This is a genomic window from Halomonas flagellata (genome assembly GCF_022487945.1).
GTDB classification, from domain to species: Bacteria; Pseudomonadota; Gammaproteobacteria; order Pseudomonadales; family Halomonadaceae; genus Halomonas; species Halomonas flagellata.
The window spans coordinates 141307-160890 of record NZ_JAKVPY010000002.1 but is presented as its reverse complement, the minus strand read 5'-3'; the positions used below and the strand labels follow the sequence as shown (position 1 = coordinate 160890).

Annotated in this window: 20 protein-coding genes; 15 read left to right on the top strand and 5 right to left on the bottom strand. The window is 69.2% G+C overall.

Features of this window, described 5'->3' with window-relative positions:
• The first annotated feature begins 13 nt into the window (after nt 1–13).
• From MKP05_RS02420 to tatC, 13 genes are all read left to right on the top strand, one after another.
• Nucleotides 14–2386, top strand: coding sequence for a primosomal protein N' (locus MKP05_RS02420; RefSeq protein ID WP_240566858.1), 2373 nt, complete (start codon nt 14–16; stop codon nt 2384–2386).
• A 265-nt stretch (nt 2387–2651) separates the two neighbouring features.
• Nucleotides 2652–4337 carry an arginine--tRNA ligase gene (gene argS / locus MKP05_RS02415; protein ID WP_240566857.1) on the top strand — a complete coding sequence of 562 codons (1686 nt, stop codon included), beginning with the start codon at nt 2652–2654 and terminating at the stop codon, nt 4335–4337.
• Between the two features lie 3 nt (nt 4338–4340).
• Complete coding sequence (locus tag MKP05_RS02410) at nt 4341–5066, top strand: SPOR domain-containing protein (protein ID WP_240566856.1); 726 nt, start codon at nt 4341–4343, stop codon at nt 5064–5066.
• Between the two features lie 143 nt (nt 5067–5209).
• Nucleotides 5210–5728, top strand: coding sequence for an ATP-dependent protease subunit HslV (gene hslV / locus MKP05_RS02405; protein WP_102627017.1), 519 nt, complete (start codon nt 5210–5212; stop codon nt 5726–5728).
• 11 nt (nt 5729–5739) lie between these two features.
• Nucleotides 5740–7062 carry an ATP-dependent protease ATPase subunit HslU gene (gene hslU / locus MKP05_RS02400; RefSeq protein ID WP_240566855.1) on the top strand — a complete coding sequence of 441 codons (1323 nt, stop codon included), beginning with the start codon at nt 5740–5742 and terminating at the stop codon, nt 7060–7062.
• A gap of 203 nt (nt 7063–7265) precedes the next feature.
• On the top strand, nt 7266–7649 hold the full coding sequence (locus MKP05_RS02395) for a gamma-butyrobetaine hydroxylase family protein (RefSeq protein ID WP_110282988.1): 384 nt from the start codon (nt 7266–7268) through the stop codon (nt 7647–7649).
• A 102-nt stretch (nt 7650–7751) separates the two neighbouring features.
• Entirely contained in the window at nt 7752–8507 is a 756-nt protein-coding gene (gene ubiE / locus MKP05_RS02390; RefSeq protein ID WP_110282987.1) for a bifunctional demethylmenaquinone methyltransferase/2-methoxy-6-polyprenyl-1,4-benzoquinol methylase UbiE, read from the top strand.
• The gene (locus MKP05_RS02385) at nt 8507–9133 is read left to right on the top strand and encodes a ubiquinone biosynthesis accessory factor UbiJ (RefSeq protein ID WP_240566854.1); all 627 of its coding nucleotides are present in this window, start codon (nt 8507–8509) and stop codon (nt 9131–9133) included. The genes ubiE and MKP05_RS02385 overlap by 1 nt, the downstream gene beginning before the upstream one ends.
• Complete coding sequence (ubiB, locus tag MKP05_RS02380; protein ID WP_240566932.1) at nt 9133–10755, top strand: ubiquinone biosynthesis regulatory protein kinase UbiB; 1623 nt, start codon at nt 9133–9135, stop codon at nt 10753–10755. The genes MKP05_RS02385 and ubiB overlap by 1 nt, the downstream gene beginning before the upstream one ends.
• Nucleotides 10756–10784: 29 nt before the next feature.
• Nucleotides 10785–11120 (top strand): phosphoribosyl-ATP diphosphatase, encoded by a 336-nt coding sequence (locus MKP05_RS02375; protein WP_110282985.1) that lies wholly within the window; start codon nt 10785–10787, stop codon nt 11118–11120.
• Between the two features lie 54 nt (nt 11121–11174).
• Nucleotides 11175–11435 (top strand): Sec-independent protein translocase subunit TatA, encoded by a 261-nt coding sequence (tatA, locus tag MKP05_RS02370; protein ID WP_102627011.1) that lies wholly within the window; start codon nt 11175–11177, stop codon nt 11433–11435.
• Nucleotides 11436–11441: 6 nt separating this feature from the next.
• Nucleotides 11442–11885 carry a Sec-independent protein translocase protein TatB gene (gene tatB, locus MKP05_RS02365; protein ID WP_240566853.1) on the top strand — a complete coding sequence of 148 codons (444 nt, stop codon included), beginning with the start codon at nt 11442–11444 and terminating at the stop codon, nt 11883–11885.
• A complete protein-coding gene (gene tatC, locus MKP05_RS02360; RefSeq protein ID WP_240566852.1) occupies nt 11882–12646 on the top strand; it encodes a twin-arginine translocase subunit TatC in 765 nt (254 codons plus the stop codon). The genes tatB and tatC overlap by 4 nt, the downstream gene beginning before the upstream one ends.
• A 160-nt stretch (nt 12647–12806) precedes the next feature.
• Here tatC and elbB read toward each other — a convergent pair whose 3' ends face one another.
• Nucleotides 12807–13475, bottom strand: coding sequence for an isoprenoid biosynthesis glyoxalase ElbB (gene elbB, locus MKP05_RS02355; RefSeq protein ID WP_240566851.1), 669 nt, complete (start codon nt 13473–13475; stop codon nt 12807–12809).
• Nucleotides 13476–13698: 223 nt separating this feature from the next.
• Here elbB and hemB point away from each other — a divergent pair, with 223 nt between their 5' ends.
• Nucleotides 13699–14697 carry a porphobilinogen synthase gene (gene hemB / locus MKP05_RS02350; protein WP_439108964.1) on the top strand — a complete coding sequence of 333 codons (999 nt, stop codon included), beginning with the start codon at nt 13699–13701 and terminating at the stop codon, nt 14695–14697.
• Nucleotides 14698–14751: 54 nt separating this feature from the next.
• Entirely contained in the window at nt 14752–16983 is a 2232-nt protein-coding gene (gene ppk1, locus MKP05_RS02345; protein ID WP_240566849.1) for a polyphosphate kinase 1, read from the top strand.
• On the opposite strand, the gene MKP05_RS02340 is transcribed toward ppk1, so the two are convergent.
• The 4 genes from MKP05_RS02340 to MKP05_RS21715 all read right to left on the bottom strand — a co-directional run bounded on the left by MKP05_RS02340 (nt 16980) and on the right by MKP05_RS21715 (nt 19554).
• Nucleotides 16980–17492 carry a DUF3087 family protein gene (locus tag MKP05_RS02340; protein ID WP_240566848.1) on the bottom strand — a complete coding sequence of 171 codons (513 nt, stop codon included), beginning with the start codon at nt 17490–17492 and terminating at the stop codon, nt 16980–16982. The genes ppk1 and MKP05_RS02340 overlap by 4 nt on opposite strands.
• 320 nt (nt 17493–17812) lie before the next feature.
• Nucleotides 17813–18877 carry a 3-deoxy-7-phosphoheptulonate synthase gene (locus tag MKP05_RS02335; protein ID WP_240566847.1) on the bottom strand — a complete coding sequence of 355 codons (1065 nt, stop codon included), beginning with the start codon at nt 18875–18877 and terminating at the stop codon, nt 17813–17815.
• 322 nt (nt 18878–19199) lie between these two features.
• Complete coding sequence (locus tag MKP05_RS02330) at nt 19200–19361, bottom strand: hypothetical protein (RefSeq protein ID WP_181422002.1); 162 nt, start codon at nt 19359–19361, stop codon at nt 19200–19202.
• Nucleotides 19362–19428: 67 nt separating this feature from the next.
• Nucleotides 19429–19554, bottom strand: coding sequence for a hypothetical protein (locus tag MKP05_RS21715; protein WP_258364101.1), 126 nt, complete (start codon nt 19552–19554; stop codon nt 19429–19431).
• Nucleotides 19555–19584: the final 30 nt, after the last annotated feature.

The following is a 19584-nucleotide window of genomic DNA, read 5'->3' as shown; positions in this document are numbered from 1 at the left end:
CTCATGAAGCTGTATGCCGCCACCTGATCCGCTGCCAGGCACCGCATACGGGTTTCTGTCGACGTACAAACCGGTTTTGCCGCCACGCACCCCCTGGGGGCCCGTGGAGGCGGGGCATTCTAGCAGAGCCGACGCCGGAGGCCAATTGTCCAATCCCCCCCGCCCCAGCACGCCCCGCGTGCTGGGTATCGCCATTCCCTCACCGCTGCGCCGCCTGTTCGACTATCGCCCCTGCCGGGAGACTCCGCCCGGCGGCTGGCAGCCGGGGCTGCGCGTGCGGGTGCCCTTCGGCCGCCGCCAGCTGGTGGGCGTGGTGATCGAGTGTCGCGACGACAGCGAGCTGCCGCTGACCGATCTCAAGCCGGTGGACACCTGCCTGGACGGCACCCCGCTGCCCGCCGACTGGCTATGGCTGTGCCGCTTCACCGCCCGCTACTACCAGCACCCCCTGGGCGACACCCTGCACCAGGCCATGCCGGTGCTGCTCCGCCAGGGCCGCCCCCTCGAAGCCCGGACCCGCGAGCGCTGGCAGCCCACCCCCGCCGGCCTGGAAACCGACCCGCCGGGGCTCGCCCGCGCGCCACGCCAGGCCGAGCTGCTGGAGATGCTGCGCCAGCACCCCCACGGCCTCGGCACCCAGGCGATTCTCGCCCAGTCGTTCACCCGCGAGCAGCTCCGCGCCCTGGCCGACAAGGGCCTGGTCAGCGCCCGCGAGGAGCCGCTCACCGCCCCCTGGAAGGCCGGGGAGCCACTGTTCGCCGAGCCCGCCCTGCCGCTCAACAGCGAACAGGCCACGGCCCTGGCCGCCCTCCACGAGCGCCTCGACGACTACCACCCCTGCCTGCTCGAGGGGGTCACGGGCAGCGGCAAGACCGAGGTCTACCTGCAGCTGATCGAGGCGGTGGTGGGCCGTGGCCGCCAGGCCCTGGTCCTGGTCCCCGAGATCGGCCTCACCCCCCAGACCCTGGCCCGCTTCCGCCAGCGCTTCCGGGTACCGGTGGTGGCGCTGCACTCGGGGCTCACCGACAACGAGCGACTCGACGCCTGGGAGGCCGCCGCCAGCGGCCGCGCGCCCATCGTCATCGGCACCCGCTCGGCGCTCTTCACCCCCCTGGCCCGGCCCGGGGCGATCATCGTCGACGAGGAGCACGACGGCTCCTTCAAGCAGCAGGATGGCCTGCGCTACCACGCCCGCGACCTCGCCGTGGCCCGCGCCCACCACCACGGCATCCCCCTGCTGCTGGGCAGCGCCACCCCCTCGCTGGAGAGCCTGGCTCGGGCCCGCAGCGGCGACTGGCGCCACCTGTCGCTGACCCGCCGCGCCAGCCGCCACGCCCCGGCCCGCCTCGAGCTGGTCGACCTGCGCGGCCGCCGCCGCCAGGGTGGACTCATCCCCCCGGCGATCGAGGCCATCCGCGAGACGCTCACCGCCGGCCACCAGGTGCTGGTGTTCATCAACCGCCGCGGCTTCGCCCCCACCCTGGCGTGCCACGCCTGCGGCTGGCTCGCCGAGTGCGACCACTGCGACGCCCGCATGACCCTGCACCGCCAGCCGCCGCTGCTGGCCTGCCACCACTGCGACCGTCGCCGCGCCCTGCCCGATGTCTGCCCCGGCTGCGGAAGCGGCGACCTGCGTCCCCTGGGCAGCGGCACCGAGCGCACCGAGGAGACCCTGGCGGCGCTGTTCCCCGAGGTGCCGGTACACCGCATCGACCGCGACAGCACCCGGCGCCGCGACGCCTTCGAGCGGGTGCTCACCGAGGTCCGCCGCGGCGAGCCCTGCCTGCTGGTCGGCACCCAGATGCTGGCCAAGGGACACCACCTGCCCCACGTCACCCTGGTGGTGGTGGTCAACGCCGACGCCGGCCTCTACGCCAGCGACTTCCGCGCCCTGGAGCAGAGTGCCCAGCTGCTGGTGCAGGTGGCCGGACGCGCCGGGCGTGCCGACCACCCCGGCCGGGTGCTGGTGCAGACCCTGCATGGCGACGACCCGCACCTGCGGCGGCTGGCGGAGCAGGGCTACGCCGCCCTGGCCGACCAGCTGCTGGAGGAGCGCCGTGCCGCCGGCCTGCCGCCCTTCCGGTTCCTGGCCCTGCTGCGCCTCGAGAGCCCCCGGGAAGAGGCGGTGAACGCCCTGGGCGGCCAGGCCGCCGAGGCCCTGCGGCGCTGGATCGGCGAGCGCGGCCTGGCGGTGGACTGCCTGGGCCCGGTGCCCGCCCCCATGGAGCGGCGCCAGAACCGCTACCATCTGCAACTGATGCTCGCCAGCTCGCGCCGCAGCATGCTGCACGAGGCCGGCGCCGGGCTGGTCGCCTGGCTCGAGGCCACGCCGGAAGCTCGCCGGGTGCGCTGGTCGCTGGATATCGACCCGCAGACGCTGAGCTGAAAGCCGTAAGCCGTAAGCCGTAAGCCGTAAGCCCGAAGGCTGTTGTCAGCGCCTCTGATGGCAAAGGCTTTCTCTTATAGCTTAAAGCTTATGGCTTACAGCTCCGGGCGAAGCCCGGTGGGCTTTAAAGCCACGCCACAATTGCCGATAATGGCCGACCATGCCCACCCACGGGCACCGTATTTCCACGCCCGAGCCCACCGCGAGCGCCTCGTCATCGCCCTTTACCTCGCATCGGCCGGCGCCACAGGACATCCGACGCTTCATGAAAGACACCATCATCACCCTGCTCGAGGGCGCCCTCGACACTCTCAAGCGGCAGGGCGTGCTGCCCGCCGACCTCTCGCCGACCATCAAGGTCGACCCCACCCGGGACAAGGCCCACGGCGACTATGCCACCAACCTGGCGCTGATGCTGGCCAAGCCCGCCGGCAAGAAGCCCCGCGAGCTGGCCGAGGCGCTGGTCGGCGCCCTGCCCGAGAGCGATGCCGTGAGCAGGGTGGAGATCGCCGGCCCCGGCTTCGTCAACTTCTTCGCCGCCACCGACGCCGCCGCCCAGGTGGTGCGCCAGGTGCTCGATGGGGGCGACACCTACGGCCGCAGCCTCACCGGCCAGGGCGAGAAGGTGCAGGTAGAGTTCGTCTCCGCCAATCCCACCGGCCCGCTGCACGTCGGCCATGGTCGCGGGGCGGCCATCGGCGACTGTATCTGCCGGCTGCTGGAAGCCACCGGCCATGACGTGACCCGCGAGTTCTACTACAACGACGCCGGCGCCCAGATCAGCAACCTGGCGCTCTCGGTGCAGGCCCGGGTCAAGGGCATCGACCCCGACGACGAGGGCTGGCCCGCCGACGGCTACCGTGGCGGCTACATCATCGACGTGGCCAACGCCTACCTGGCGGGCGAGACGGTCCACGCCGACGACCGCCACGTCACCGCCAAGGGCGACCCGGACGACCTCGACGCCATCCGCGACTTCGCCGTGGCCTACCTGCGCCGCGAGCAGGACCTCGACCTGCGCGCCTTCGGTGTCGAGTTCGACGTCTACTTCCTGGAGTCCTCGCTCTACGAGGACGGCAAGGTCGAGGCCACCGTCGAGCAGCTGATCAAGGGTGGCCATACCTACGAGCAGGACGGCGCCCTCTGGCTGCGCACCACCGACTTCGGTGACGACAAGGACCGGGTGATGCGCAAGACCGATGGCCACTACACCTACTTCCTGCCCGACGTCGCCTACCACCTCGACAAGTGGCAGCGTGGCTTCACCACCGTGATCAACGAGCAGGGCGCCGACCACCACTCCACGGTGACCCGGGTGCGCGCCGGCCTGCAGGCGCTGGAGACCGGCATCCCCCCGGGCTGGCCCGACTACGTGCTGCACCAGATGGTGATGGTCACCCGCTCCGGGGTCGAGGTGAAGCTCTCCAAGCGCGCCGGCAGCTATGTCACCGTGCGCGACCTGATCGACGAGGTCGGCCGTGACGCGACCCGCTTCTTCCTGGCCGCCCGCCGCGCCGACTCCCAGCTCACCTTCGACATCGACCTGGCCCGCTCCCAGTCCAACGACAACCCGGTCTACTATGTCCAGTACGCCCACGCCCGGGTCTGCAGCGTGGCGAGGAAGGCCGAGGCCGATGGCAAGCCCTTCGACCACGCCCTGGCCATGGCCAGCCTGGCGCGGCTCGCCGAGGACCAGGAGAAGGCGCTGATGAATCGCCTGGCCCGCTACCCGGAAGTGGTCGAGCACGCCGCCGCGTCCCGCGAGCCCCAGCAGATCGCCCAGTACCTGCTCGACCTCGCCGCCGAGTTCCACACCTGCTACAACGCGGTGAAGGTGATGGTCGAGGACGACGCCCTGCGCAATGCCCGCCTGGCGCTGGGCCTGGCCACCCGCCAGGTGCTGCGCAACGGCCTCGACCTGATGGGCGTCGGTGCTCCCGAGGAGATGTAAGCCATGGCCCGTCGTCCCGCCCCGAAGAAGCGCGGCGCCACGTCCAGCAAGCGCCGCTCCACTCCCCGGACAAGCCACGGCCTGCCGGGTTGGCTGTGGGGCCTGGCCGGCCTCACGGCCGGCTTCCTGCTCGCCCAGCACCAGCACGGCACGGCCCCCTGGCAGGAGGGCAGCGACTCCCCGCTGGCCACGGTGGTACCCCGTACGCCCTCTGCCGGCGACGAGGCCGCACAGCGCCCCCAGGCCAGCTCCGCGCCGGAGGAGCCGCGCATGCCGACCTTCGAGTTCTACACCCTGCTGCCGGAGTCCGAGGTGGTCGCGCCCCGGGGCGAGGTGCCCGCCTCCACCGCCCGGCCGCCGGCCCCGGCGAGCGAACCGGAGCCCGAAGCCGCCAATGCCCCCGCCGACGATCCCATCGCCCAGGTGATCGCCGCCAACCTGCGCCCCCGGGAGAACGCCACGGCCGACCCGGCGCCGAGCCCGGCCAATGGCCACCGCTACATGCTCCAGGCCGCCTCCTTCCGCGAGTCCGGCGATGCGCAGCAGCTGCAGCAGCGCCTGCGCAACCTCAGCCTGGTGGCCCAGGTCAGCCAGGTACAGGCCTCGGGTGGCGAAACCTGGCACCGGGTGCAGGTCGGCCCCTTCGATGACAACCGCGAGCTCAACCGCGCCCAGGACCTGATGGTCACCCAGGGGATAGACCCCCTGCTGATTCGCCTGCAGAACTAGCCACTCGCCGTGCCCCGACGCCCGGCGGTTGAATTCCGGTTGACTCGCCCGCACTTCCCTTGAAAGCTCATGTACGGCACCCGGGCCCCCCGCGGCGCCGAAAGTCATCGGGAGCCACGGCTCCCCGTTTCGGAGTTCTCTCCATGACCACCATCGTTTCCGTACGCCGCGGCGACCAGGTCGCCCTGGCCGGCGACGGCCAGGTATCGCTGGGCAACACCGTGATGAAGGGCAATGCCAGCAAGGTGCGGCGCCTCTACCGCGGCGAAGTGCTGGCGGGCTTCGCCGGCGGCACCGCCGACGCCTTCACCCTCTTCGAGCGCTTCGAGGCACAGCTGGAGAAGCACCAGGGCAACCTGGTCAAGGCCGCCGTGGAGCTGGCCAAGGACTGGCGCACCGACCGGGCCCTGCGCCGCCTAGAGGCGCTGCTGGCCGTCGCCAACAAGGATGCCTCGCTGATCATCACCGGCAACGGCGACGTGGTGGAGCCCGAGCGCGGCATCATCGCCATCGGCTCCGGCGGCAACTTCGCCCTGGCCGCGGCCCGTGCCCTGCTCGAGAACACCGACCTCTCGGCCCGCGAGATCACCGAGAAGTCGCTGGAGATCGCCGGCGACATCTGTGTGTTCACCAACCACCACGTCACGCTCGAAGAGCTCTGAAGGCCGCCACCATGACCCAGATGACCCCCCGCGAGATCGTCCACGCCCTGGATCAGTACATCATCGGCCAGCAGGACGCCAAGCGCGCCGTGGCCATCGCCCTGCGCAACCGCTGGCGCCGCATGCAGCTCGAGGGCGACCTGCGCCACGAGGTCACGCCCAAGAACATCCTGATGATCGGCCCCACCGGGGTGGGCAAGACCGAGATCGCCCGCCGCCTCGCCAAGCTCGCCCGGGCCCCCTTCATCAAGATCGAGGCCACCAAGTTCACCGAGGTGGGCTACGTGGGCCGCGACGTGGAGTCGATCATCCGCGACCTGACCGAGGCCGCCATCAAGCTGGTGCGCGAACAGGCCAAGGAAGAGGTGGGCCACCGCGCCGAGGACGCCGCCGAGGACCGCATCCTCGACGCCCTGCTGCCGCCGCCCCGCGGCCAGGAGGACGCCCCTCGCCAGGACAGCTCGACCCGGCAGCTCTTCCGCAAGAAGCTGCGCGAGGGGCAGCTCGACGACAAGGAGATCGATGTCGAGATCACCCCCCAGGGCCCGGGTATCGACATCATGACCCCACCGGGCATGGAGGAGATGACCAGTCAGCTGCAGAGCCTGTTCGCCGGCATGGGCAAGCAGAAGACCGAGACCCGCCGCGTGGCGGTGAAGGACGCCTTCGCCCTGCTGCGCGACGAGGAGGCCGCCAAGCTGGTCAACGAGGAGGAGATCAAGCACCGCGCCATCGAGGCGGTGGAGCAGAACGGCATCGTCTTCCTCGACGAGATCGACAAGGTGGCCAAGGGCAGCGGCCAGTCCAGCGGCGGCGAGGTCTCCCGCGAGGGCGTGCAGCGCGACCTGCTGCCGCTGATCGAGGGCTCCACGGTCTCGACCAAGTACGGCATGGTCAAGACCGACCATATCCTGTTCATCGCCTCCGGCGCCTTCCACCTGTCGCGGCCCTCGGACCTGATCCCCGAGCTGCAGGGCCGGTTGCCGATCCGCGTCGAGCTCAATGCGCTGACCCCCGACGACTTCAAGCGCATCCTCACCGAACCCTCGGCATCGCTGACCAAGCAGTACCAGGCACTGCTGGCCACCGAGGGACTCGATATCTCGTTCACCGCGGATGGTATCGAGCGCATCGCCGAGATCGCCTGGAAGGTCAACGAAGGCACCGAGAACATCGGCGCCCGCCGCCTGCACACGGTGATGGAACGCCTGCTCGAGGAGGCCTCGTTCAAGGGCGCCGACATCGGCACCCCACTGGCGATCGACGCCGCCTATGTGGACTCCCAGCTCGGCGAACTGGCGATGGACGAGGACCTGTCGCGGTATATCCTCTAACCCCAGCCGTAAGCTCGAAGCCTCGAGCCGTAAGCCTTAAGCTGAAAGGGCAACGGGCTGCGCGGCGCCGGGGACAGGTCGTAGCGGAGGTCTTTTTCCAGGGATGGAAAAAGTAGCGCCCAGGGAGGGGGTCACAGCGCCTCCGCAAAGGCCTGTCGCCGGGGTAGCCGCGCGCCCCCAACGCCCGAACCGGAAGCCATATCATGACAGCCCCTATCCCGACCCGCGTGCATTACCACAAGAAGGACCGCGAGCTCGAGCTCACCTACGAGGGCGGCGAGAGCTACCGGCTGTCGGTGGAGTACCTGCGGGTCTTCTCCCCCTCCGCCGAGGTGCGCGGCCACGGCGGCGACACCGCCACCCTGCAGGTGGGCAAGAAGCACGTCGGCCTGAAGAACATCACCCAGGCCGGGCGCTACGCGCTCAAGCTGCACTTCGATGACGGCCACGACAGTGGCCTCTACAGCTGGGACTACCTCCATGCGCTGATCCGTGACCGGGAGGCCAACTGGGCCGACTACCTGCGGCGGCTGGAGGAGGCCGGCGCCAGCCGCGAGCCGCTGGGCATCGAGATCAAGCAGTTGTAAAGGACCGGCGTCAAGACAGCGGCGGCCGCCTGAGGCTACAATATCGCGCATTCGAGGCCGGCTGGCCTGTCGACAACCGCAGCGATTCGGGAGCCCCACGGCATGAGCCCCAGCGACAAGCGCACCACGCACTTCGGCTATCAGGAAGTCCCGGTCGAGGAGAAGGCCTCCCGAGTGGCCGACGTCTTCCACTCGGTGGCGGCCCGCTACGACGTGATGAACGACCTGATGTCGCTGGGCATCCACCGCCTGTGGAAGCGCCTGACCATCGAGCGCGCCGGCGTGCGCCCCGGCCACAGCGTGCTCGACATCGCCGGCGGCACCGGCGACCTGACGCTGAAGTTCTCGCGCCTGGTGGGTCCCCGCGGCCGGGTCGTGCTAGCCGACATCAACGAATCCATGCTCAGGGTCGGCCGCGACAAGCTGCTCGACCACGGGGTCGGCGGCAACGTCGAGTATGTCCAGGCCAACGCCGAGACCCTGCCCTTCCCCGACAACACCTTCGACTGCATCACCATCGCCTTCGGCCTGCGCAACGTCACCGACAAGGACGCCGCCCTGCGCTCCATGGCCCGGGTGCTCAAGCCCGGCGGCCGGCTGCTGGTGCTGGAGTTCTCCAAGCCCCGCAGCGCCCTGCTCAACCGCGCCTACGACGAGTACTCCTTCCGCCTGCTGCCGAAGATGGGCGAGCTGGTGGCAAGCGACGGCGACAGCTACCGCTACCTGGCCGAGTCGATCCGCATGCACCCCGACCAGGAAACCCTCAAGGGCATGATGGAAGCCGCCGGCCTGGAGCGCGTCGAGTACACCAACCTCACCGGCGGCATCGTCGCCCTGCACCGCGGCATCAAATTATAATGCTGATACTGGCCTGCCTCGAGCGCACCCTGAACGCCCTGCTCGCCCGCGACCCGGCCGCCCCCGGCAGGCTGGCACGCCTCGCCGGCCAACGCATCCTGCTGCGGCTCGAGCGCCCCAGCCTGGCGCTGGCCATCCATTTCCATGCCCATGGCCTCGACCTGCTGCGCCCGGACGACGCCACCGAAGCGGACTACGACGCCGTCGTCGAGCTCGATGCCGAGACCGCCGGCGAGCTGCTCGGCGGTGCGTCCATCGAGCGGCTGATGTTCCAGGGCAAGCTCGCGGTGCGTGGGCGCATCCACCTGCTCGAGGCGACCCGCGACCTGCTGCTCGACCTCGACCTGGACTGGGAGGGCGAGCTGGCCCGCTGGCTCGGCGACATGCCCGCCCACAGCCTCGCCGAGGGGCTGCGCGGGGTCACCCGCTGGGGCCTGCGCACCCGCGACGAGCTCCGCGCCGACCTCGCCGAGTATGTCTTCGAGGAGGCGCGACTGCTGCCCGGGCGTCACCAGCTCGCCGTGCTGCGCGACCACCTCACCGAGCTCGAAGTCACCACCGACCGCCTCGAGGCACGCCTCGCCCGACTGCACCGCCGCCTGGTCGACGGGGGGACCCGCCCATGATGAGCCTGCGGCTGCTGCGCATCTTCTGGGTGATCACCCGTTACCGGCTGGACACCCTGCTGCCGCTGGACCGGTTGCCCTGGTGGCTGCGCACCCTGTTCACGCTCTCGCCGCTGCGCCTGGTACCGATCGGCCCGCGCTCGCGCAGCGAGCGCCTGCGCCTGGCCCTCGAGGCGCTGGGCCCGATCTTCGTCAAGTTCGGCCAGGTGCTCTCGACCCGACGCGACCTGCTGCCCGAGGACATCGCCGACGAGCTGCGCCGGCTACAGGACCAGGTGCCGCCCTTTCCCGGCGCCCAGGCCCGGGCCCGGGTGGAAGAGGAGCTCGGCATGTCCATCGACGAAGCCTTCGCGCACTTCGAGCCCGAGGCGCTCGCCTCGGCCTCCATCGCCCAGGTCCACGCCGCGCGGCTGCACGGTGGCGAGGACGTGGTGGTCAAGATCATCCGCCCCGACATCGAGCGGGTGATGCGCCAGGACATGGCACTGATGTACCGCGTCGCGAGCGTCCTCAAGCATATCCCGGAGGCGCGCCGACTGCGCCCGGTCGAGGTGGTACGCGACTACGAGGCGACCCTGTTCGACGAGCTCGACCTGACCAAGGAGGCCGCCAACACCTCCCAGCTCAAGCGCAACTTCAAGGACTCGCCACTGCTGTTCGTGCCGGCGACCCACTGGGAGCTGACCCGCGGGCGGGTCATGGTGCAGGAGCGCATCCACGGGGTGCCGGTGGCCAACACCGCGGCCCTGGTGGCCCAGGGCACCGACCTGAAGAAGCTCGCCGAGCGCGGCGTGGAGATCTTCTTCACCCAGGTGTTCCGCGACAACTTCTTCCATGCCGACATGCACCCGGGCAATATCTTCGTTGCCCTCGAGCGCCCCCATGACCCGCAGTACATCGCCATCGACTGCGGCATCGTCGGCAGCCTCACCCGCGAGGACCAGGACTACCTGGCGCGCAACCTGCTGGCCTTCTTCCACCAGGACTACTACGAGGTGGCCGCGCTGCATATCGAATCGGGCTGGGTCGGCGAGAACACCCGGGCCAACGAGTTCGCCGCGGCGATCCGCACCGTCTGCGAGCCGATTCTCGAGAAGCCACTCAAGGACATCTCCTTCGGCCAGGTGCTGCTGGGACTCTTCAAGACCGCCCGGCGCTTCAACATGGAGGTGCAGCCGCAGCTGGTGCTGCTGCAGAAGACCCTGCTCAATATCGAGGGGCTGGGGCGCCAGCTCTATCCGGACCTGGACCTGTGGCGCACCGCCAAGCCCTATCTCGAGCAGTGGATGAAGGAGCGGGCCGGCGCCAGCGGCTTCTGGGACTCGCTGAAGCGCCAGGCACCGGAGCTGACGCGCCAGCTGCCGGAACTGCCGGTGCTGGCCCACCAGGCGCTGAGCCGCGTCGAGCACGAACACCGGCAGCGCCACCGCCAGGCCGAGGCGATGAGCGGCATCCGCAGCCTGTTGCAGCGCCAGGGCAGCAGCCGTCGCCGCCTGAGGCTGGGGCTGCTGCTGCTGGTCATGGCGCTGGCCTGGCAGCCGCTGACAGAATGGGCCGCGGGACAGCCCTGGCCGGTGGTGGCCGCCGCCGCCATCGGCGTGCTGCTGCTGGCCTGGCACTGACGTCCACCCACAGCAATGGAACCTTCCCCATGAGCGATATTCTCGACCGCCTCCAGGTTGTCCTGGATCAACGGCGCCAGGCAGACCCGCAGGATTCCTACGTCGCCGCCTTGCATCACAAGGGCCTGAACAAGATACTCGAGAAGGTGGGCGAGGAAGCCACCGAGACCCTGCTGGCCGCCAAGGATGCCGAGCATGGCGGCGACGCCGAGCGGCAAGCATTGATCGCCGAAACGGCCGACCTGTGGTTTCATAGCCTGGTGATGCTGGCACACCTGGATCTCGATCACCGGGCGGTGCTCGACGAGCTGGCCCGCCGCTTCGGCGTCTCCGGACACGACGAGAAGGCCGCAAGGCAACGATAGAACGAACTGGCCATTCCGGGGTCTTCCCGTAGCCCCCAACCAGAGGAACGACTTATGTTAGGTGGTATCAGTATCTGGCAGCTGCTGATCGTACTCGGCATCATCATCCTGATCTTCGGCACCAAGAAGCTGCGCAATGTCGGCGGCGACCTGGGTGGCGCCGTGAAGGGCTTCAAGAAGGCCATGCACGAGGACGAGAAGGACAAGGAGAACGAAGCGGACAAGCCCCAGGCCAAGGTGAGCCATGACGACGAGGGTGACACCTATGACGTCAAGGCCGAGCGGAAGGTCGAGGACCAGGAAGAGCGCAAGTAAGCCGCCATGTTCGATATGGGCTTTCTCGAACTGCTGATCATCGGCGTGGTGGGCCTGCTGGTGCTGGGCCCGGAACGCCTGCCCAAGGCCGCGCGCACCCTGGGGCTGTGGATCGGCAAGATCAAGCGTACCGTCTCCGGCATGCAGCGCGAGATCAGTGCCCAGCTCGAGGCCGAGGAACTGCGTCAGAAGCTCGACGAGCAGCAGAAGAAGCTCGACGAGAGCGTCAAGCAGGTCAAGCGCGATGTGGAAAGCATCGCCAAGCCGGAGCCCGGCCAGGCGGCCGACGAGCCGCGTCGGGCTCCCGGGCCCGAGCGCCCGGAGGCGGGCGACGAGGCGCCCAGCGAACCGCCCGAGAAGCGCCTGGACGACGCCCTGGCCCGGGCACGCCTCGATGCGCCCGCCGATGAACCTGCCGACGCCGCCGAAAAGGACTCCACCTCCCGATGAGCAAGACCGGCGACTCCCAGGAGCAGAACCAGGCCCCGCTGATCGAACACCTGATCGAACTGCGCTCGCGCCTGATACGCGCCGTGGTGGCGATCCTGGTGATCTTCCTCGGGCTCTATGCCTTCGCCAACGACATCTACACCTTCGTGGCCCAGCCGCTGATGGCGCTGCTGCCGGAAGGTTCCCAGATGATCGCCACCGAGGTCGCCTCGCCCTTCCTGGCCCCCTTCAAGCTGACCCTGGTGCTGGCGGTGTTCATCGCCATTCCCTACGTGCTGCACCAGGCCTGGGCCTTCGTGGCCCCCGGCCTCTACGACAACGAGAAGGCCCTGGCGCTGCCGATCCTGGCCTCCAGCGTGGCGCTCTTCTACGCCGGTGCCGCCTTCGCCTACTACGTGGTCTTCCCGCTGCTGTTCCAGTTCTTCACCCAGACCGGGCCGGAGGACGTGGCGGTGATGACCGACATCAACCAGTATCTCAACTTCGTGCTCAAGCTGTTCTTCGCCTTCGGCGTGGCCTTCGAGATCCCCATCGCCACCTTCCTGCTGATCCTCTCCGGGGCCACCACGGTGGAGAGCCTGTCGAAGAAGCGCCCCTACGTCATCCTCGGCTGCTTCGTGGTGGGCATGCTGCTCACCCCGCCGGACGTGATCTCCCAGAGCCTGCTGGCGGTGCCCATGTACCTGCTCTACGAGGTGGGGCTGCTGTTCGGTCGCCTGGTGCGCCGGCGCAAGGCCGCGGACGACGAGGAAGACGAATAGCACCGAACAGGATGGTGCCCGAAATCGCGGCTTTCCCGACGGCAGGCCTGCGCGGAGGCGCTGTGAACCCTTCCCTGGGCGCTACCGATGCCATCCATGGCATCGGACCTCCGCTTCGGCCTGCCGCCGGCGCCGCTCTTACCGCTCATAGCTCCCGGCTTCAGGCTTGCAAATCCATCATCTCGTCGAGGCGATCGACCAGCTTGAAGATGCCGGTAGCCGCCTCGCTGATGCGGGTCGCAAGCATGTAGGCCGGGGTGGTGATCACCCGGTTCTCGAAGTCGACCACGATGTCCTCGACACCGCAGCTGCGGTGCAGCCCGCCCATGGCACTGATCGCCCCGGCCACACTCGGGTCGTGACCGATGGTCACGGCGATGCCGGGGCCCAGCAGTCGCGGCACCAGCACCGGGCTGATGCACATCAGGCCGATCGGCTTGCGCGCCTCGCGGAAGCCGGCAAGCACCTCGGCCAGCTCGCCGAGCACCTCCATCTCGTCGCCGGCCGCGGCGAAGGTCGAGAGGGTCTTGGCGGCGCCGAACCCCCCCGGCAGGATCGCCGCGTCGAAGTCACCGGCCTCGAGCTCGTCCAGCGGGGAGATCTCGCCCCGGGCCAGTCGCGCCGACTCCTCCAGCACGTTACGCGATTCGCCCTCGGCCACCTCGCCACTGCGATGGTCGATGACGTGGTGCTGCGCGATGTCGGGAGCGAAGCAGCGATAGCCGATGCCCAGCTGATCGAGGCGCAGCAGGGTCAGGGTGGTCTCGTGGATCTCCGAGCCATCGAACACGCCGCAGCCCGAGAGGATGACCGCCACCTGTTTGCTCATGCCTATCTCCTTGAAGGTATGCGCCTGCCGACGAGCAGACCCGATAATCCGAACCCAACACTTTAGAGAGTCGCCCGGGGTGCGACAAGGCACGACTTTCGGCGCAGGGCCGCGCTGATATACTCCAAGGCAACGACTCCCTGTCATCGTAACGTCACTCTCGTCCGCCACCCTGAGCCTGTGGCGGTCCCGTCCTCACCGCTGGAGACACGCCTTGAGCTTCATGACCACACGCCAGTTCCCCGCCACCCGCCTGCGCCGCATGCGTCGTGACGACTTCTCGCGCCGCCTGATGCGCGAATCGCTGCTGACCCCCGCCGACCTGATCTGGCCGGTGTTCGTGCTGGAGGGAGAGGGCCAGCGGGAGGCCGTGCCCTCCATGCCCGGCGTCGAGCGCCTGTCGCTGGACCTGCTCATCGAGGAGGCCCGCGAGGCCCATGAACTGGGCATTCCCGCCCTGGCGCTGTTCCCGGTGGTCGATGCCTCGCTGAAGAGCACAATGGCCGAGGAGGCCTACAACGCCTCGGGCCTGGTCCAGCGCAGCGTGCGCGCCCTGAAGGACGCCGCCCCCGGGCTCGGCCTCATCACCGACGTGGCCCTGGACCCCTACACCAGCCACGGACAGGACGGCATCCTCGACGAGCACGGCTACGTGCACAACGACCGCACCGTCGAGACCCTGCTCAAGCAGGCGCTCTCCCACGCCGAGGCCGGCGCCGACGTGGTGGCCCCCTCGGACATGATGGACGGGCGCATCGGGGCCATCCGCCAGGTGCTCGAGCAGGAGCACCTGGTCAATACCCGCATCATGGCCTACAGCGCCAAGTACGCCTCGCGCTACTACGGCCCCTTCCGCGATGCGGTGGGCTCCGCCGCCAACCTGGGCCGTGCCGACAAGACCACCTACCAGATGGACCCGGCCAACGGCGACGAGGCGCTCCACGAGGTGGCCCTCGACCTCGCCGAGGGTGCCGACATGGTGATGGTCAAGCCCGGCATGCCCTATCTCGACGTGGTACGCCGCATCAAGGACGAGCTGAGGGTCCCGACCTTCGCCTACCAGGTCAGCGGCGAGTACGCCATGCACATGGCCGCCTTCGACAACGGCTGGCTCGACGCCGACGAGGTCATCCTCGAGTCGCTGCTCTGCTTCAAGCGCGCCGGCGCCGACGGCGTGCTGACCTATTTCGCCAAGCGGGCAGCCAGGCTGCTCGCCCAGTGAGGGTGGGGCCCGGTCGCGGCAGCGCGGGCCCTTCCATCGACACCAGGAGACAGGATGGAAGACCCGCGCAGTCCCGACACCCAGGCTCACCCCGGTACCTCGCCGTCCGAGTCACCGGCCGGCGAGCCCCCGGCCAGTGAGACGACGGCCGAGCAGCCCGCCCCCCGGCTGAACCAGACCCGCACCGGGATCAAGCCCAGGGCGATCCCCGACCCGCAGGCCGACCTCGCCGATCCGGGCCTCTACTTCAACCGCGAGCTGTCGCACCTGCAGTTCAATATCCGGGTGCTGGAGCAGGCGCTGGACGAGGCCCATCCGCTGCTCAACCGACTGATGTTCCTGCTGATCTTCTCCTCCAACCTGGACGAGTTCTTCGAGATCCGCGTGGCCGGGCTGAAGAACCAGGTGGCACTGGGGGACGATGCCAGCGGCGCCGACGGGCGCTCGCCACGCTCGGTGCTCGCCGAGATCTCCCGGATCGCCCATGAGCAGGTGGCGCGCCAGTATCGGATTCTCAACGATGAGCTGCTCCCCGCGCTGGCGCTCCACCGGCTGCGCTTCCGGCGCCGCGACGAATGGACCGACGCCCAGCGGGCCTGGGTCCGCGACACCTTCGACGCCGAGATCATGCCGGTGGTCAGTCCCATCGGCCTGGATCCGTCCCACCCCTTCCCGCGGCTGGTCAACAAGAGCCTCAACTTCATCGTCGAGCTGAAGGGCAAGGACGCCTTCGGTCGCGAGGGCGGCCTGGCCATCCTGCCGGCGCCGCGCTCGCTCCCCCGGGTGATCGCCCTGCCCGCCGCACTCTGCGAGGAGGGCTTCAGCGAGTACGTCTTCCTCTCGTCGATGATCCATGCCCATGCCGGGGAGGTCTTTCCCGGCATGACGGTACGCGGCTGCTATCAGTTCCGCCTGACCCGCAACGCCGACTTCTCGGTGGACCCGGAGGAGGTCTCGGACCTCGCCTCGGCGCTACGCGGTGAGCTCCTGGCACGCCGCTACGGCAGCGGGGTGCGGCTGGAAGTGGCCACCAACTGCCCCGAGGAGCTGGCGCGCTTCCTGCTCGGCCAGTTCGCCCTTGAGGAGAGCGACCTCTATCGGGTCGACGGCCCGGTCAACCTGACGCGCATGATGTCGGTGCTCGGCGAGGTCGACCGCCCCGAGCTGCTCTACCGGCCCTTCACGCCGGGATTGCCCAAGCCGCTGGGCCGCAAGGAGAGCCTGTTCGCCACCATCGCCGAGGGCGATCTCCTGCTGCACCACCCCTTCCAGTCCTTCGCCCCCGTGGAGGAACTGCTCGCCGAGGCGGCCCGCGACGCCGACGTGCTGGCGATCAAGCAGACCCTCTACCGTACCGGTGCCGACTCGCCCATCGTCAATGCGCTGGTGGAGGCGGCCGGTAACGGCAAGGAGGTCACGGTGGTGATCGAGCTGCGCGCGCGCTTCGACGAGGCCGACAACCTGGCCCTGGCCTCGCGGCTGCAGGAAGCTGGCGCCATCGTCATCTACGGCGTCATGGCCTACAAGACCCACGCCAAGATGATGCATATCGTGCGCCGCGAGCGCGGCAAGCTGCGCCACTACGCCCATCTGGGCACCGGCAACTATCACTCGAGGACGGCCAGGCTCTACACCGACTACAGCCTGCTCACCGCCCACCCCGGGCTGTGCGAGGACGTCCACCGGGTCTTCCAGCAGCTCTCGGGCATGGGGCGGACCCGACGGATCGAGACCCTGCTGCACGCCCCCTTCACCCTCCACGAGCGGCTGGTGGCGATGATCGAGCGCGAGGCGGAGCATGCCCGTCGGGGCCGGCACGCCCATCTGATCGTCAAGTGCAACTCGCTGACCGAGCCCAGGCTGATCCAGGCGCTCTACCGCGCCTCACGGGCCGGCGTTGAGTGCGACCTGATCATCCGCGGCATGTGCTGCCTGCGACCGGGCATTCCCGGCATCTCGGAGACCATCCGGGTGCGCTCGATCATCGGCCGCTTCCTCGAACACACCCGGGTCTTCCACTTCCACAACGACGGCACGCCGGAGACCTGGTGCTCCAGCGCCGACTTCATGGCACGCAACATGTTCCACCGGGTGGAGGTCGGCTTTCCGCTACTGGAGAAGAAGCTCGCCGCCCGGGTACGCAAGGACCTGGAGACCTACCTGGTGGATAACTGCCAGAGCTGGTTGCTGCAGTCCGACGGCAGCTACCTGAAGCAGCAGCCCGGCGACGAGGCCCCGATCAGCGCCCAGGAGACGCTGCTCTACGCCTACGCCACCAGGGCTTAGCCGCGCTGGAAGGCACGCAGGTCCTCGGGATCGAAGCCGTCGACCCGCTCGGGCAACCCCTTCTCCCGGCGGGCGAGCCTGACGGTCTCGCGCTCGGCGAGCAGCTCGGCGTCGTCATCCAGGGTACGGCCATTGAGCTCGGCGAGCTGGGCCATGCCCTGGTGGTAGAAGGAGAGCACCGCCAGTGCCGTGTCGTTATCTTCCGCCACGGCGCGCCGCAGCGCCGGCAGGTAGCCGCTGACCCGCGAGAGGTGGTGCTTGAGCTGCCAGACGTAGCGCATCTCGGTCATCCAGGGACGCTCGCGCAGCACGGCGAACACCAGGCTGGTGGCGACCAGCCCCAGCAGCACGCCCAGGACATTGAGCCAGAAGCCGCCATCGAAGGCGGTCTGCAGCAGCTGGACGAACACCAGCCCGAAGACGATCAGCTGGCCGGCCATGGCCAGGCTGATGAAACGGCCCTTGCGGCGATAGGTTTCGGGGTCGTGGTCTTCGAACTGGAAGGGCATGGCATCTCCTGGACCGGTTCTGAGCGGCAAATGGCAGCATTATCCCGACATCGCCCCCGAGGGTACAGGCCTTCTCCATCGTCCCCAGCGCATTGCAGATAGGCTGCACCACTCGGGGCTGATCCGGCGGCAGGCCTTCGAGGAGGCGCTGTGAACCCTTCCCTGGGCGCTACATTCGCCCTGCTTCGCTCTCGCTTCCTTCTTCGCTTGCAGGACCGGGGTTGGCCATCCATGGCCAACCCGTTCGGCGGAGTCCGCCTCACCCCTGGCGAATGACCTCCTCTTCGGCCTGCCCCCGGCGCCCCTCGCTACGGACCATCTCAGCGCAGGCGCTCGGCGGCGCTACGCAGCAGCTGCTCGGTGGTCTCCCAGCCGAGGCAGGCGTCGGTGACCGAGACCCCGTAGCGCAGCCTGCCCGGGGCCAGCGGCTGCTTGCCCTCGTGCAGGTGGCTCTCGACCATCAGGCCGCACAGGGCCGACTCGCCGGCCAGGCGCTGGGCCAGCACGTCGAGCATCACCTCGCCCTGGCGGCGGTGATCCTTGCGCGCATTGGCGTGGCTGCAGTCGACCATCAGCCGCGGCGTCAGGCCGGCCTGCTCCAGGGCCTGGCGTGCCGCCGCCACGTGGGGCGCCTGGTAGTTGGGTCCGCCGTGGCCGCCGCGCAGCACCAGGTGAGTGTGGGCGTTGCCCGCCGTCTCCCGTACCACCGGGCGCCCCTCGGGGTCGAGGCCGAAGTGGCGGTGGGGATGGGCGGCGGCGTTCATGGCGTCCAGCGCCACCTGGACATCGCCGCTGGTGGCGTTCTTGAAGCCCACCACGGCCGGGAGGCCGCTGGCCAGTTCCCGGTGCAGCTGGGACTCGGTGGTACGGGCGCCGATGGCGACCCAGGCCAGCAGGTCATCGAGATAGGGGGCCAGCATCGGCTGCAGCAGCTCGGTGGCCACCGGCAGGCCGAGCTCGGCAATGTCGCGCATCAGGCGGCGCGAGAGCTCCAGCCCGGTCGCCATGTCGCCGCTGCCGTCCAGGTCGGGGTCGTAGGCGAGCCCCTTCCAGCCCACGGTGGTCCGCGGCTTCTCTACATAGACCCGCATCACCAGCAGCAGGCGATCCTCGACCCGCGGCGCCAGCTCGGCCAGGCGGCGAGCGTACGCCAGGGCCGCCTCGGGGTCATGGATGGAGCAGGGGCCGACCACCACCAGCAGGCGGTCGTCGCGGCCGTCGAGGACGTCGCGGATGGCCTGGCGCTGGCCGGCGATGCGCTCGGCGAGGCCAGGGGGCAACGGCAGGGCACGGCGCAGCTCGCCGGCGGTGGGCAGGGCCCGGACAGGATGGTGGACACGGCGGGCCGTGTCATTCGGGGTCGCGGTGGCTAGCGAGGCGGTCATGGCTCAACTCCGGGCAACGGACAGACATCGTGTCGCAGGACACATCGGGGGCATGCCACCGGTGGTGCCACGGTCGGAGGTGGCGCACTGGACCGACCGCGCGTCGCTAAATCGCCAGGCCCCGTAATAGCCACGGCCGAGGGTCGTGAAGCGGGGCTGGTAGGCGATGGTGGCGATCATGGTGCGTCTCCTCGATGCGGGTCTGTGTGTCGTCCAGTGCCGAAAAGCAGAACCCCCGGGCGGGGTTGCCGTCCGGGGGTTCTGAGGTGGAGGCAACCCCTGGGGGGCGTGCCTCGCGACGATGTCTCTGCTCGGTCTGTCGTCAGGACATGGCCACCGGCACGCCGGTGCTAAACCAATATCCAAACCAGTAGCGACGACCCACGGCGACACTGTCGTCCCTTCCCTCGCCACCACGACCAGCGACCATCACGCCGTGGGCGGCGTTCGGGCAGCGGGAAGCAGCGGGGTGGGTCGTCGTCATGGTCGTCTCCTGAGCGATGCCCCCATCGTGCCGTGTCGATGGGGATTTGGCAAGGCCTCCGCGCCGCTCAGGCGAAGAACTGGACCCAGCCGATGGTGGCGGGCAGTGCGCTCATGCCCACCAGCACCGCCAGGCCCATCACCACGGCCAGCAGGCCGCTCTCGTCCTTGAAGTTCTCGTCATGTCCGGCCATCTGTCACTCCTTCTGCGAGGGTTGCGTTGT

What these genes read in the sequence shown, in the direction of transcription:
- MKP05_RS02420 (WP_240566858.1), top strand. Translation starts at nt 14, where the DNA reads ATGCCGCCACCTGATCCGCTGCCAGGCACCGCATACGGGTTTCTGTCG.
- argS (WP_240566857.1), top strand. Translation starts at nt 2,652, where the DNA reads ATGAAAGACACCATCATCACCCTGCTCGAGGGCGCCCTCGACACTCTC.
- MKP05_RS02410 (WP_240566856.1), top strand. Translation starts at nt 4,341, where the DNA reads ATGGCCCGTCGTCCCGCCCCGAAGAAGCGCGGCGCCACGTCCAGCAAG.
- hslV (WP_102627017.1), top strand. Translation starts at nt 5,210, where the DNA reads ATGACCACCATCGTTTCCGTACGCCGCGGCGACCAGGTCGCCCTGGCC.
- hslU (WP_240566855.1), top strand. Translation starts at nt 5,740, where the DNA reads ATGACCCAGATGACCCCCCGCGAGATCGTCCACGCCCTGGATCAGTAC.
- MKP05_RS02395 (WP_110282988.1), top strand. Translation starts at nt 7,266, where the DNA reads ATGACAGCCCCTATCCCGACCCGCGTGCATTACCACAAGAAGGACCGC.
- ubiE (WP_110282987.1), top strand. Translation starts at nt 7,752, where the DNA reads ATGAGCCCCAGCGACAAGCGCACCACGCACTTCGGCTATCAGGAAGTC.
- MKP05_RS02385 (WP_240566854.1), top strand. Translation starts at nt 8,507, where the DNA reads ATGCTGATACTGGCCTGCCTCGAGCGCACCCTGAACGCCCTGCTCGCC.
- ubiB (WP_240566932.1), top strand. Translation starts at nt 9,133, where the DNA reads ATGAGCCTGCGGCTGCTGCGCATCTTCTGGGTGATCACCCGTTACCGG.
- MKP05_RS02375 (WP_110282985.1), top strand. Translation starts at nt 10,785, where the DNA reads ATGAGCGATATTCTCGACCGCCTCCAGGTTGTCCTGGATCAACGGCGC.
- tatA (WP_102627011.1), top strand. Translation starts at nt 11,175, where the DNA reads ATGTTAGGTGGTATCAGTATCTGGCAGCTGCTGATCGTACTCGGCATC.
- tatB (WP_240566853.1), top strand. Translation starts at nt 11,442, where the DNA reads ATGTTCGATATGGGCTTTCTCGAACTGCTGATCATCGGCGTGGTGGGC.
- tatC (WP_240566852.1), top strand. Translation starts at nt 11,882, where the DNA reads ATGAGCAAGACCGGCGACTCCCAGGAGCAGAACCAGGCCCCGCTGATC.
- elbB (WP_240566851.1), bottom strand. Translation starts at nt 13,475, where the DNA reads ATGAGCAAACAGGTGGCGGTCATCCTCTCGGGCTGCGGCGTGTTCGAT.
- hemB (WP_439108964.1), top strand. Translation starts at nt 13,699, where the DNA reads ATGACCACACGCCAGTTCCCCGCCACCCGCCTGCGCCGCATGCGTCGT.
- ppk1 (WP_240566849.1), top strand. Translation starts at nt 14,752, where the DNA reads ATGGAAGACCCGCGCAGTCCCGACACCCAGGCTCACCCCGGTACCTCG.
- MKP05_RS02340 (WP_240566848.1), bottom strand. Translation starts at nt 17,492, where the DNA reads ATGCCCTTCCAGTTCGAAGACCACGACCCCGAAACCTATCGCCGCAAG.
- MKP05_RS02335 (WP_240566847.1), bottom strand. Translation starts at nt 18,877, where the DNA reads ATGACCGCCTCGCTAGCCACCGCGACCCCGAATGACACGGCCCGCCGT.
- MKP05_RS02330 (WP_181422002.1), bottom strand. Translation starts at nt 19,361, where the DNA reads ATGACGACGACCCACCCCGCTGCTTCCCGCTGCCCGAACGCCGCCCAC.
- MKP05_RS21715 (WP_258364101.1), bottom strand. Translation starts at nt 19,554, where the DNA reads ATGGCCGGACATGACGAGAACTTCAAGGACGAGAGCGGCCTGCTGGCC.